Origin of the sequence: Pseudoalteromonas sp. 2CM37A, from assembly GCF_023161885.1 — a bacterium.
Lineage (GTDB): Bacteria > Pseudomonadota > Gammaproteobacteria > Enterobacterales > Alteromonadaceae > Pseudoalteromonas > Pseudoalteromonas atlantica.
This window is the reverse complement of sequence record NZ_JALNTJ010000020.1, coordinates 1-13,544: the sequence shown is the minus strand read 5'-3', so window position 1 is coordinate 13,544 and position 13,544 is coordinate 1. Positions and strand designations below refer to the sequence as shown.

General features: G+C 41.5%; 13 protein-coding genes. 9 read left to right on the top strand and 4 right to left on the bottom strand.

From position 1 onward, the window contains the following. Positions 1-281: 281 nt before the first annotated feature. The 3 genes from MTF68_RS19570 to rph are packed head-to-tail and all read right to left on the bottom strand — an operon-like array spanning position 282 to position 2,094. Positions 282-665: a diacylglycerol kinase gene (locus MTF68_RS19570; RefSeq protein WP_004588246.1), complete on the bottom strand. Its 384-nt coding sequence runs from the start codon at positions 663-665 to the stop codon at positions 282-284. 58 nt (positions 666-723) lie between these two features. Beyond that, positions 724-1,368 (bottom strand): orotate phosphoribosyltransferase, encoded by a 645-nt coding sequence (pyrE, locus tag MTF68_RS19565; protein WP_004588247.1) that lies wholly within the window; start codon positions 1,366-1,368, stop codon positions 724-726. Between the two features lie 12 nt (positions 1,369-1,380). Next, positions 1,381-2,094: a ribonuclease PH gene (rph, locus tag MTF68_RS19560; protein ID WP_004588248.1), complete on the bottom strand. Its 714-nt coding sequence runs from the start codon at positions 2,092-2,094 to the stop codon at positions 1,381-1,383. A gap of 163 nt (positions 2,095-2,257) precedes the next feature. On the opposite strand from rph, the gene MTF68_RS19555 reads away from it, so the two are divergent. The 6 genes from MTF68_RS19555 (at position 2,258) to MTF68_RS19530 (ending at position 8,640) form a co-directional block, all read left to right on the top strand. Then, positions 2,258-3,118 carry a YicC/YloC family endoribonuclease gene (locus MTF68_RS19555; protein ID WP_024032427.1) on the top strand — a complete coding sequence of 287 codons (861 nt, stop codon included), beginning with the start codon at positions 2,258-2,260 and terminating at the stop codon, positions 3,116-3,118. A 115-nt stretch (positions 3,119-3,233) separates the two neighbouring features. After that, positions 3,234-3,854, top strand: coding sequence for a guanylate kinase (gmk, locus tag MTF68_RS19550; RefSeq protein ID WP_064384893.1), 621 nt, complete (start codon positions 3,234-3,236; stop codon positions 3,852-3,854). Positions 3,855-3,967: 113 nt separating this feature from the next. After that, complete coding sequence (gene rpoZ, locus MTF68_RS19545; RefSeq protein WP_004588253.1) at positions 3,968-4,243, top strand: DNA-directed RNA polymerase subunit omega; 276 nt, start codon at positions 3,968-3,970, stop codon at positions 4,241-4,243. 127 nt (positions 4,244-4,370) lie between these two features. Continuing rightward, on the top strand, positions 4,371-6,476 hold the full coding sequence (gene spoT, locus MTF68_RS19540; RefSeq protein ID WP_004588254.1) for a bifunctional GTP diphosphokinase/guanosine-3',5'-bis pyrophosphate 3'-pyrophosphohydrolase: 2,106 nt from the start codon (positions 4,371-4,373) through the stop codon (positions 6,474-6,476). A gap of 12 nt (positions 6,477-6,488) precedes the next feature. Further along, complete coding sequence (locus MTF68_RS19535) at positions 6,489-6,881, top strand: RidA family protein (RefSeq protein WP_004588255.1); 393 nt, start codon at positions 6,489-6,491, stop codon at positions 6,879-6,881. 151 nt (positions 6,882-7,032) lie between these two features. After that, positions 7,033-8,640 carry a FapA family protein gene (locus MTF68_RS19530; RefSeq protein ID WP_248463402.1) on the top strand — a complete coding sequence of 536 codons (1,608 nt, stop codon included), beginning with the start codon at positions 7,033-7,035 and terminating at the stop codon, positions 8,638-8,640. A 24-nt stretch (positions 8,641-8,664) separates the two neighbouring features. Here MTF68_RS19530 and asnA read toward each other — a convergent pair whose 3' ends face one another. Beyond that, positions 8,665-9,660 carry an aspartate--ammonia ligase gene (gene asnA, locus MTF68_RS19525; RefSeq protein ID WP_029773162.1) on the bottom strand — a complete coding sequence of 332 codons (996 nt, stop codon included), beginning with the start codon at positions 9,658-9,660 and terminating at the stop codon, positions 8,665-8,667. Between the two features lie 196 nt (positions 9,661-9,856). Here asnA and asnC point away from each other — a divergent pair, with 196 nt between their 5' ends. The 3 genes from asnC to recG are packed head-to-tail and all read left to right on the top strand — an operon-like array spanning position 9,857 to position 13,184. Next, positions 9,857-10,315, top strand: coding sequence for a transcriptional regulator AsnC (gene asnC, locus MTF68_RS19520; protein WP_004588258.1), 459 nt, complete (start codon positions 9,857-9,859; stop codon positions 10,313-10,315). Positions 10,316-10,355: 40 nt separating this feature from the next. After that, positions 10,356-11,042 (top strand): tRNA (guanosine(18)-2'-O)-methyltransferase TrmH, encoded by a 687-nt coding sequence (gene trmH / locus MTF68_RS19515; protein WP_024032415.1) that lies wholly within the window; start codon positions 10,356-10,358, stop codon positions 11,040-11,042. A gap of 60 nt (positions 11,043-11,102) precedes the next feature. Next, on the top strand, positions 11,103-13,184 hold the full coding sequence (recG, locus tag MTF68_RS19510) for an ATP-dependent DNA helicase RecG (RefSeq protein ID WP_248463401.1): 2,082 nt from the start codon (positions 11,103-11,105) through the stop codon (positions 13,182-13,184). The last annotated feature ends 360 nt before the right edge of the window (positions 13,185-13,544 follow it).

The following is a 13,544-nucleotide window of genomic DNA, read 5'->3' as shown; positions in this document are numbered from 1 at the left end:
CTTTCCTATTTTTTTGTCAACACTTAATTTTGTTAAACTTGAAAGTTTTTAAAACTAAGTTTTACTCAACTCACTGAGTAGCTCGTGCCTCGCTATGCGTTGCGCTCTGCCGTCTCAGTGGGGTCGCATTATAGGGAGATCCGAAAACAGATCAACCCTTTTTTAAAGAAAACTTGAAATAAATGACTGTTCGCTGAGTATTTGAGCTAAACGCTCAAAAACCCAACATAACTAGCACTTTATTAACATTTTAGGTGTATTAATTGGTTTATATAGAGGGTTTACTGAAATAACTTTATATACAAACTAGCACCCCACACGATCGTAAGGATCATTAATGAGAGTGTTACTGCTGCAGATCCCATATCTTTTGCACGCCCCGATAATACATGGCGCTCTGTACTTACGCGATCAGTGAGCGCTTCTATTGCTGAATTAAGTAATTCCACAATCAATATGATCAGTAATGTACTTACTAACAATGCCCAATGTAATACCGATGAAGCTAGCCAAAAAGAAATGGGTAGCAAAATAATGCTAAGTAGCAACTCTTGCCTAAAAGCCGCTTCTTCTATAAAGGCCGCTTTAAAACCAAGGTATGAACAATACGTTGCTTTAAATATACGCTTTATACCAAGGCCGTTAGGTTTAAATACATCTTTCATTATTAGCTCTATTTACTGTGGTCAAAATAAAGCCCCGCAATTGCGAGGCTTTTTTTAGTTAGGCAATACCGTATTGATCTCGGTATGCTTTAACTGATGCTAAATGCTCGTCCATTGTACCTTGGCTCTCAAGGTAGCTAATAAGATCAGCTAATTTTACAATAGAGATCACTTTGGTATTAAAGTCGCGCTCAACCTCTTGAATAGCTGAAAGCTCAGCTTTGCCTTTTTCTTGGCGATCAAGTGCTATTAGTACACCACTTAGGTCTGCGCCGTTATCGGCAATGATTTCCATTGATTCACGAATTGCAGTGCCTGCCGTGATCACATCATCCACCAGCATAATTTTGCCCGTTAATGCAGAACCTACTAATGTACCACCCTCACCATGTGCTTTTTTCTCTTTACGGTTAAAGCAATAAGGTACATCTTTATCATGGTGATCTGCCAGCGCTACTGCGGTAGTGGTTGCAATAGGAATACCTTTATAAGCTGGGCCAAATAAAACGTCGTATTCTATTGCGGCGTCTTCAAGAGCTGATGCATAAAAACGACCCAAACGTGCTAAATCACGTCCTGTGTTAAAAAGGCCAGCATTAAAAAAGTATGGGCTTGTACGACCTGATTTAAGGGTAAACTCGCCAAATTTTAAAACCTGCTTTTCTAAAGCAAATTCAATAAACTCTTTTTGATAATCTTTCATTTGGGTTCTCGCTTATGCTAACGCTTGTTTTTGAACGTCAATAATTTCACGGATTGAATGTTTAGCCAGTGTAAGTAGCTCATCTAATTCGTCGAACGAGAATGGTTCGCCCTCTGCGGTACCTTGCACCTCAATAATTTTACCTGTTTCAGTTAAAATTACGTTCATATCGGTTTCGGCTTCAGAATCTTCAAGGTACTCTAAATCACTAATTGGTTGGCCTTTATAAATACCTACCGAAATCGCAGCAATCATGTGCTTAAGTGGGTTTGAGTTGATCATTCCTTTAGCGCGCATGTGAGTAAGTGCATCAACTAAAGCCACGCATGCACCACTAATAGATGCAGTACGTGTTCCGCCATCAGCTTGAATCACATCACAATCAATTGTAATGGTGTTTTCGCCAAGCGCTTTTAAATCTACTGCAGCTCTTAATGCGCGAGCAATTAAGCGTTGAATTTCCATAGTACGACCGCCTTGCTTGCCACGTGCTGCTTCACGTGCGTTACGCGTATGCGTTGAGCGCGGTAGCATACCGTATTCAGCGTTGATCCAACCTTTACCTTGGCCTTTCATAAAACGTGGTACACCTGCTTCAACCGTAGCAGTACAAAGTACTTTGGTATTACCAAACTCAACAAGTACTGAGCCTTCAGCGTGTAATGTGTAATTACGTGTAAATGATACCGGTCTAATTTGGTTAGGTGTTCTTTCGCTTGGACGCATTGACGATCCCCTTAATTCTGAATTTGCGACATTATAAGTGCATGTGCAGGTAGATGCCATGCTGATTGTAAAATATTCAGCCTAATAAATTTTCTCTAGAGGTTAAGCAGTGTTACGGTATAATCATCGCAATATTGTATTAATAAATTTTAGGAACTTATCCATGATCCACAGTATGACTGCTTATGCGCGTCGCGAAATTAAAGGCGATTGGGGCACTGGCACCTGGGAAATTCGTTCAGTAAACCAGCGCTACCTTGAAACGTTTATTCGCGCACCAGAGCAATTTCGTGGCATGGAGCCGGTAATTCGTGAGCGTTTACGTAAAAATTTGCAACGCGGTAAAGTTGAAGTATTTTTAAAGTTTGTTGCAAATCCAGCACACGTGGGTGAGCTATCAATTAATGAGTCACTTGCTGAGCAACTAATAAATAGTGCTAAATGGGTGCAGCAACAAAGCAGTGGCGACATTAACCCAGTTGATATACTGCGCTGGCCTGGCGTAATGGAAGCACAGGAGCTCGATTTAGATACTGTTAATAAAGCACTTATAGCGGGCTTTGACCAAGTAGTTGAAGATTTTAAATCAGCCCGTGGCGATGAAGGCGCAAATTTAGAAGAAATGATTGCCACTCGCCTTGATGCCATACTTGAGCAAGTTACTGTAGTAGAAAGTCACTTACCAGAAATAGCAAAGTGGCAGCGTGAAAAGCTTAATCAAAAGCTTGAAGACTTAAAAACCGACATTGACGAATCTCGCCTTGAACAAGAGCTTATTTACCTTGCACAAAAGCAAGATGTCGCCGAAGAACTCGACCGCTTAAAATCGCACGTAAAAGAAACTAAAAAAATTCTTAATAAAGGTGGCGCATGTGGTCGCCGTTTAGATTTTATGATGCAGGAGTTTAACCGCGAAGCAAACACCCTAGCCTCTAAGTCTATTAATAGTGATATTACTAATGCAGCTGTAGAGCTAAAAGTGCTCATTGAGCAGATGAGAGAGCAAATTCAAAATATTGAGTAATTGTACTTGTGTGCTACTTACTTGAGCACAATTAGTTAAATAAAGTACAATAGCGTAATTAAAGGCTTGGATTATTGATTTAGTCCAAGCCTGTTTATTTTAAGTAGAGAAAAACATGGCTCAAACTCGCGGAAACTTATTTATTTTATCGGCGCCTTCTGGTGCGGGTAAATCTAGCTTAATCACGGCGTTATTAAAAAAACATGCAGATATGAAAGTATCGGTCTCGCATACCACCCGAAGCCCTCGCCCTGGTGAAGAAAATGCGGTGCATTATCACTTTGTAAGCGCCGATGAATTTAAAGCATTAATTGCTAAAGATGATTTTTTTGAATGGGCGCAAGTATTCGATAATTACTACGGTACTTCAAAGCAGGCCATTGAGTCGCAGCTGAATGCCGGTATTGATGTATTTTTAGATATTGACTGGCAAGGCGCGCAGCAAGTGCGCGAAATTATGCCAAGCGTGCAAACAATTTTTATTTTGCCCCCTTCTAAAGCAGAGCTTGAGCAGCGCTTAAATAACCGAGGCCAAGATTCTGCCGAGGTCATCGCTGGGCGTATGGCCAAAGCGCAATCAGAAACATCGCACTACAATGAATATGATTATGTTGTGGTTAACGATGATTTTGAAACCGCCCTTAGCAATATTGAAACTATCGTGTTAGCGCAGCGCTTAACCTTAAAAGCCCAAGCTAGCCGTCATCACGATTTAATTACAAACTTACTTAAATAGCCATTTATGCCCTTTACAGGGAAAACTGGTAAAAATTAACCACTGGCTATTGGCGAAACAAGCTGCTTGCAGTAAACTACGCCTTTGCTTTTAAATTATTTTGGAGTGCTGAGATGGCTCGCGTAACAGTTGAAGATGCAGTAGATGCAATTGGTAATCGTTTTGACTTAATTTTAGTTGCGGCTCGTCGTGCCCGCCAAATTGCTGTTGGTGGTAAAGACCCACTGGTAGACGCTGAAAATGACAAACCAACCGTTATCGCTCTACGTGAAATCGAAAAAGGTTTAGTTGATAGTTCATCAATGGACGTTATTGACCGTGAAGAACAACAACACCAAGAAGCAGCTGAATTAGCTGCGGTTGCTGCTATTGTTGGCGGTAATCAATAATCAACCACCCGGTTTGATTTAGTCAACGGCTCAGTATTTCTACTCTAGCCGTTGGCAATCCCCTCTTTTCATCGTATATTCTATTACTTACCGTTACTTATTGCTTCACGAGAACATTGGAGTGTGAATGTATCTTTTTGAAGGTCTTAAAAAGAAAATATCTGAATACTTGCCTGCTGCTGAAGTAGAGCTAGTGCAAAAAGCCTACGTGGTAGCCCGAGAGGCTCACGAGGGGCAAACTCGCTCAAGCGGCGAGCCGTACATTACTCACCCTGTTGAAGTAACCCAAATTCTTGCTGGCATGCACCTTGACCATGAAACACTTATGGCCGCGCTAATGCATGACGTTATTGAAGATACCGATTTTAGCCAACAGGACTTAGCCGAAATATTTGGCGATACGGTTGCCGAACTTGTTGAAGGGGTAAGTAAGCTCGATAAGCTCAGCTTTAAAGACAAAAAAGAATTCCAAGCTGAAAACTACCGAAAAATGATCATGGCTATGACCCAAGACATTCGGGTTATTTTAATTAAACTGGCCGATCGTACTCACAATATGCGTACATTAGGTGCTCTACGCCCTGATAAGCGCCGTCGTATTGCCCGTGAAACACTTGAAATTTACGCACCTATTGCAAACCGTTTAGGTATTCACGATATTAAAAATGAGCTAGAAGATTTAGGTTTTCAGGCTTTATACCCTATGCGTCATCGCGCACTTAAATCTGAAGTGGCAAAAGCGCGAGGCAATCGCAAAGAAGTTATTTCTAACATTCAAACCGAAATAGAAGCACGTCTTGAAGAGTCTGGTATTAAGGCTACGGTTTCTGGGCGCGAAAAACACCTCTATAGCATTTATAAAAAAATGCTTAATAAAGAGCTGCTTTTTAATGAGGTAATGGATATTTACGCTTTTAGAATAAACGTAGATGCAATGGATACCTGTTATCGCGTGTTAGGTGTTGCACATAACCTGTATAAACCTATCGAAACGCGTTTTAAAGACTATATTGCCGTACCTAAAACAAATGGTTATCAGTCTTTGCATACGTCATTAGTAGGCCCACACGGTATTCCGGTAGAAATACAAGTGCGTACGCATGACATGGATCACATGGCCGATAAAGGGGTTGCTGCGCACTGGATGTATAAAAAAGCCGGTGATGGCGCGGGTAACACAGCTCAACAGCGTGCGCGTCAATGGATGCAAAGTTTGCTGGAGCTTCAGCAAAGTGCCGGCTCATCATTCGAATTTGTCGAGAACGTTAAAACCGAGCTGTTCCCAGAAGAAATATACGTATTTACCCCCGATGGCCGCATAGTAGAGCTGCCAATGGGCGCTACCGCGGTTGATTTTGCTTACGCGGTGCATACTGATGTAGGTAACACTTGTGTAGGTGCTAGAGTAAACCGTAAACCTTACCCACTAAGCAAAGCCTTAGATACTGGGCAAAGTGTTGAAATTATTACCAGCTCGGGTGCACACCCTAATGCAACCTGGTTAAACTTTATAGTTACAGGTAAAGCCCGTTTAGGGATAAGAAACTATCTTAAGAGCCAACACCAAGAAGAAGCATTGTTATTAGGTCGACGCTTACTCGATTCTGCCTTGGGTGAAAATAAGCTCGACAGCATTGCCGATGAAAACATAGCCCGCGTACTCGAAGAGCACGAACTATCTACAGTATTAGAATTACTGGTAGAAATAGGCGCAGGTAACTTAATGAGCGTGTTAATCGCTAAACGCTTATTGCAAGAAGAAAGCGACGACTTGTCAGATATTAGCAAACAAGCCAAAGCAACCATTATTGGTACCGAAGGCATGTTGGTTAATTATTCTAAGTGTTGCCGACCTGTACCAGGGGATGCCATCACTGCACATATTAGCCAAGGTAAAGGGCTTACCGTTCACCGCCAAGAATGTAAAAATATTCGCGGCTGGGAAAACGAACGCTCAAAATACCTGGTTGTAAAATGGGATGACAATCCAGAAAAAGAATATATAGCTGCGCTACGGGTGGAAATAATTAATCACCAAGGGGCTTTGGCTAAACTCACAAATGTTGTTGCTACAACCCAAGCCAACATTGTTGAGATCACTACCGACGAAAAAGAAAGTAATTTATATGTGATAGACTTGGGCGTTACCGTTAAAAACCGCGTCCACGTTGCTAATATTATGCGCCGCATTCGCGTGATGCCTGATGTGCAAAGAGTCTATCGTAAAAAGTAAAATAGGAAACTCATGAATAAAGCATTTATTTCTACCGAAAAAGCACCTGCTGCCATCGGCACTTATAGCCAAGCGGTTAAAGTAGGTACTGCCGTTTATTTATCTGGACAAATTCCACTTGTCCCAGAAACAATGGAAATGGTTTCAGAAGACTTTAGCGAGCAGACACATCAAGTATTTAAAAATATTACAGCGGTGTGCGAAGAAGCAGGTGGTAAAATCCAAGATCTTGTTAAAATTAATATCTACCTAACAGACTTATCAAACTTTGCCACTGTTAATGAAGTAATGAGCCAATATTTCAAGCAGCCTTATCCTGCCCGTGCAGCACTAGGTGTACGTGCTCTACCAAAAGGCGCACAAGTTGAAATTGACGGCATTATGGAACTTCCTTCAACTAATTAATAAATACAGAGCTATAAACCCCCTTTATAGCTCTATTTTTTACTGCTAGCCTTTGTTTATCGCCCTTTCTTGACTCACATGTAAATATCTAGCACTCTGTAATCATGCAATAAAATCAATCTTAACTTAAGTAGTAGAAAAGGATTAACTAGTGTTTAAGCTTGCCAATAATGGGAACGTATTACTTGATGTTAGTAAGCACGCTCCACCTAGCGCCGCTTTTATAATTGATGCACTCGAGAAATCGACGTTTTGCGAATGCAAAATTGACCACGAGGCTATTGATAATTTTTTTAAAGCGCAAAATAATGAGCCAACCTTGGTTGTAGCAAGTAAGCACGATGCATCGCTTGTGGTAACGTTAAGTGAAGATAAAATGCAAGCCATAGGTGAGCTAACCTTAGCTTATGGTGGTAAGGTACTTTCTTTAGAAGAGGGCAAAAAACAACTCATAAAAGCAGGGGTTGTACGTGGTTACAAACAAGCTTTTTTAGAGCAGCTTTTAGATAAACAATTTAACTTACCCCCAGGTACAGTGGCAAAAGGGATTCTAGCCAAAGGCCGCCTACCAGCAGAAGGCACAGCAACAAAATTTGTAGCTATGGTAGAAACCCTCAAAGATCGCCTAAAAGCACCAAAACTGAAGGAAGATGGCAGTGTTGATATGCGCGACTTTGGTAAACTAGCAAGCGTAGAGCCCGGCACTGTACTGATCCGCCAGCAACCTGCAACTCCCGGTAAAGAAGGATTCACTGTAGTAGGTGACATACTACCGGCTAAACCCGGCGAAAATAAAAAGTTAGTGGCAGGCGAAGGCGCCGAAATATCAAAAACAAATCCGCTCGAGCTTGTTTCTACAACAGCGGGAGTCCCCGTAGAAATACCTAACGGTATGCGAGTTGATGATATTTTTACCATCTCTGATGTAGATGTTAAAAGCGGCCATATTGATTTTGAAGGCAGTGTTATTGTGACTAAAAACATTGACCCAGGAATGCGAGTCACGGCAAAAGGCGACATTACTGTTTTTGGCACGGTCGAATCTGGCGAATTATCAGCCGGCGGAAACATCACTGTAAAGCAAGGCATTATTGGCCATCAAAAGCTCGAAGATAAAACTTTGTCTTGCTCTATTAAAAGTGAAGGTGATGTTCATGTATCTCACGCACAATACTGTTATATGCAAGGCAAAAACATTTTTATAGACCGCCAAGCTAGCCATTGTGCGATTAAAGCAAAACACTTATTACAAGTTGGCCAAACAGAGTTACCCAAAGGGAAAATTTTTGGTGGAGAGATTCTTGATGCAACCGTGTTAATTGCTGGCGAAATAGGCAATGAATCAGGCGCAAAAATGGCTATCAATTTAGCCGCATCCGGCGCTGAAATAACGGCCGACACAGATAACTGCTTTAAAGATTTAGCAAAAACCGATGAGCAGCTTGATACCCTTCAAGCAGCACTAGAAAAAGCAGATAAAGTAAAAGATATAGAAAAAAAGAATCTGCTCATTAAAAAAATTGGCGCAACACAGCAGCATTATTGCCAACAAGCAGAGCAGCTAGAGAAAAAGTTATCTAGCCTAGATCATGAACTCCACGACCTACTAAGCGATGCAAATCTCGTCGTTAATACATCATTACACTCAGGGGTAGAGATCCATATTTTTGATAAAGTATTAAAAACTACCCGCAACTACCCACCTTGCAATATAAACCTACAAAACAATAAAGTAGAAATAAACTTTAAAACACATTAGGGCGCATTTAGCGCCCTTTATAATTTACAGTAAGCCACTTACCGTATCGTGCGTTTGCTTTGGCCATACACCGACTTGGACTTGTCCAATATGCTGCTTTTGCAGTAATAACATTGCTAAGCGCGATTGCCCTATCCCGCCACCAATTGTTTGTGGGAAAGCCTCTTCTAGTAATGCTTTATGCCAATCGAATGCTAGGCGTTCTTCATCGCCTGTTATGCTCAATTGCGCTTTTAATACATCAGGGCTTACACGAATACCCATAGATGATATTTCAAAGGCATCTTCTAACACAGGGTTCCACACTAAAATATCGCCATTTAATCCTGTGTATCCGTCAATCGTTTGGGTAGACCAATCGTCGTAATCTGGAGCGCGTACATCATGGATTTTGCCATCACCTAATGCCCCCCCAATACCAATTAAAAACACCGCACCGTACTCTTGTGCAATGGCTTTTTCGCGTTGCTTTGCGCTAAATTCAGGGTACATTTTGCGTAATTGCTCACTGTGTATAAACGTGATTTCACTAGGTAAGAATGGGGCTATACCAAAGCTTTCACTTACAAACTGCTCTGTTTGCTTAATACCAGTATAAATAGCTTTAACAGTGTCTTGTAATGTAGAGAGCGTACGTTCAGTACGTTGGCAAATTACCTTTTCCCAATCCCATTGATCAACATAAACAGAATGTATTGGGCTTAATGAGTCTTCATCTGGGCGCAACGCTTTCATTTGTGTATAAATACCTTCACCTACAGAAAAGCCGTAAGTCGCTAGCGTTTTACGTTTCCATTTAGCAAGCGAATGAACAACTTCATAGCTGCTATCGGTAATTGCTTTTACGTTAACAGCAACTGCATTCTCGTGGCCGCTCAGGTTATCTTGTGTGCCATCACCTACTTTGGCCAAAATAGGAGCCTGAACTTCAACTAACCCTAGTTGCTGCTCTAATTGCTGTGAAAAAAACTGCTTAACTTTACTTATTTGCTGCTGTTGCTGCACATAGTGTGAACTCATAATAATTGGCCTCATTCCCAGTTATTGTTACTTGCTTATTAATGAGAAAACACCCTGTAGGCGCCTTCAATGAGGTTACTGTAACGATTTAAACTTTTAATTCAATAACCCATAATAAAAATAGCTTTAATATGTAAAATCGATTAATTTACACGGTATAAAAATGTAGATTCACTAATTTAAGTAAGCAAAAATAATGGAAAATTATCAAATCGATAATCTCGATAAACAGATACTTCACGCTCTAATGGCCAATGCCCGTACAGCCTACGCAGAATTAGCTAAACGGTTTGCTGTAAGTGCCGGCACAATTCACGTACGCGTAGAAAAAATGAAACAAGCGGGCATCATTACCGGCACCCAATTAAGCATTAGTACAAAGCAACTAGGTTACGATGTATGTTGCTTTATTGGTATTAACTTAAACAACGCTCGCGACTACCCAGAAACACTGATTAAACTAGAAGCATTAGAAGAAGTAGTTGAAGCTTATTACACCACGGGTAACTACAGCATTTTTATAAAGGTAATGGCCAAGTCTATCGACCATCTGCAAGACGTGCTCATTAATAAAATACAAGCTATAGAGGCTATTCAATCAACCGAGACCCTAATCTCTTTGCAAAATCCAATTAGCCGCACAGTAATGCCTTAATAGATAAAATTACGTATAATTATCAAAAAAGAGGATCACCATGCAGCAAAATCGCTACCAACGAATAAAAGACGTGCTCTCACGTCGCCAAACAGACCTAACAGTCTGCCTAGAAGACGTACATAAACATCATAATCTCTCAGCTATTGTAAGAAGTGCTGATGCAGTAGGTTGCCATCATGTGCATGCTGTATGGCCAGAAAACCAAAAATGGCTGACCAATAATACCTCTGGCGGCAGTAAAAACTGGCTAGAAACACACCTGCATAAAAATATTGATGATGCTGCTGCGATGATGCGCAAGCACAACCCAGATGTACAAATATTAGCAACACATTTGAGCGAAGATGCTGTAGATTTTAGAGAAATCGATTACACAAAACCCACAGCTATAATCGTTGGTCAAGAAAAAACGGGAATTTCTGAGCGCGCGCTAAAACACGCCGATCAAAACATTATTATTCCTATGCAAGGCATGGTGCAGTCACTTAATGTATCAGTAGCTGCTGCGCTTATTTTATTTGAAGCACAACAGCAACGAGAAAAAGCAGGGCTATATAAGCGCGATATGCTAAGTGAAGAGATTAAACACCCTATGTATTTTGAAGGGTATCACCCAGTTATTGCTAAACAATGTAGATTAAAAAACCTACCTTACCCACCACTCGATGAAGAAGGTGAAATAGTCGCTAACGAGCAGTTTTGGCAAGCTTTAAAACATGCTTGATGCTTAGCAAACCTGTGAGTACACTTAACTCATTCACAAATAAACAGATTTGAGCCTACATTGTCTAAACCTAGCTTAAGCCAATACCCTATAACAGAACTTAAAGGGGTAGGCCCAAAAATGGCCGAACGCCTACAAAAGCTAGGTATAGCTACCGTGCAAGATATGCTCTTTCATTTGCCTTTACGCTATGAAGATCGTACCCGTATTTATGCTATTAACGATGTTACTTTGCACAGCCACTGCACTGTTGAGGCAACAATAGAAACAAGCCAAGTGACCTTTGGTAAACGGCGTATGTTAGTGGTGCAAATAAACGATGGTACAGGTAGGCTTACTTTACGGTTTTTTAATTTTACAGCAGCGCAAAAAAACGCATTTAGCAGTGGCAAAATAATCCGTTGCTTTGGTGAGGTAAGACGCGGGCGCGTTGGTTTTGAAATGAGCCACCCAGAATACAGCATTAGCGATACCCCAAACGAGCAACCAACCGCCGCAACACTAACCCCCGTGTATTCAACCACCGAAGGCTTAAAACAATTATCAATTAGAGCGTTAAGTGAACAAGCCATCAATTTATTACATAAGTATTCTGTTGAAGAGCTTATCCCTGAAAAATGGCAACCCTCACATATGCAATTAAGTGACGCTTTATTACTACTTCATCGCCCTGCGAATGATGTTGACATTATTTCGCTTGAACAAGGCATGCATCCGGCACAACAACGCTTAGTATTTGAAGAGCTACTTGCCCAAAACTTAAGCTTATTAAAAGTACGCGAGCAAGGGCAGCAAGTAAGTGCAGTTTCCCTAAGCCCTACAAATACATTAGAGAGCCAATTTTTAGCGCAACTCCCTTTTGCGCCGACTAATGCACAAAATAGAGTTGTAGCCGAAATAAAAGGGGATTTACAGCATGCCTACCCCATGATGCGATTAGTACAAGGTGATGTAGGCTCAGGTAAAACACTGGTTGCAGCTTTAAGTGCATTAACAGCAATAGCGCAAGGTTTTCAAGTTGCCCTAATGGCACCTACAGAAATCCTTTCTGAACAACACGGAATAAATTTCAAGCAATGGTTTGAAAGTCTTGGGATTAACGTTGCCTGGCTAGGCGGTAAAACTAAAGGAAAAGAGCGTACTAATACACTTGAAAAAATCGCCTCAGGGGAAGCGCAAATGATAGTAGGAACGCACGCCCTATTTCAAGACGAGGTAAAATTTAATAACTTAGTATTGATTATCATAGATGAGCAACATCGCTTTGGTGTTCATCAGCGCCTCTCACTGCGTGAAAAAGGCAAATTTGGTAATTGTTACCCTCATCAGTTAGTCATGACCGCAACCCCCATTCCGCGTACATTAGCTATGACGGCCTATGCCGATTTAGAAACCTCAGTGATAGATGAGTTACCACCTGGGCGCACACCTATAACCACTGTTGCCATTCCTGATACACGCCGAGACGATATAATAAACCGTGTTAAGCTTGCCTGTAACGAACAAGGCAGACAGGTTTATTGGGTATGTACCCTCATTGACGAATCAGAAGCCCTACAATGCCAAGCAGCTGAAGACAGCGCATTACAATTAAAAGAGGCGTTGCCAGAGCTTAATGTAGGGCTCGTTCATGGCCGTATGAAAGCCGCTGAAAAACAAGCGATCATGAGCGACTTTAAAGCAGGCAATATTCATGTACTTGTTGCAACAACAGTAATAGAAGTAGGTGTAGACGTACCCAATGCCAGTTTAATTATCATAGAAAATCCTGAACGCTTAGGATTAGCACAATTACATCAATTACGCGGGCGCGTAGGACGAGGAGCAACCGCTTCGCATTGCGTACTGTTATATCATGCCCCTCTTTCTCACACCGCTCAAAAACGTTTAGGTGTATTAAGAGACAGTAACGATGGCTTTGTCATCGCAGAGCGAGATTTAGAAATACGTGGGCCAGGTGAAGTGCTCGGCACTAAACAAACTGGCTTAGCAGAATTTAAAATAGCGGATCTTACTCGAGATAAACACACGCTAAATCAAGTCAGGCCCATTGCGCAGCAAATGCTAAAGCAAAACCCCGACCTTATAGACCCTTTAATTCATCGCTGGCTAGGTAATAAATCTAACTACGCACAAGCATAATTACGCTAAAGTACTCGTAAAGCTCACTGCTGAAACGCTATATTTACCATACAAAGATGTGCGGCGAGCCTTATCCGCGGGTTTCGTGATACTCAACCCACGCTACGGAGGTGGTGATATTACGTAAAGACATGTATTTCACTTTTCAACGGACGTAAAAAAGCCCGGCTCTTTGGAGTCGGGCTTTCTTGTATTTGGAGCCTGGCAATGTCGTAGTGCCCACAGCGGTAGAGAGTCACATAGCAAATCCACATTATCATTGCGTCGGGAGTCGCTACGCTCGCCCGACCTACATTCTAGAAGTAGATGAGTGTGCATTAATTGTCCGCACTTCACTTTTCTACGGACGTAAAAAAGCCG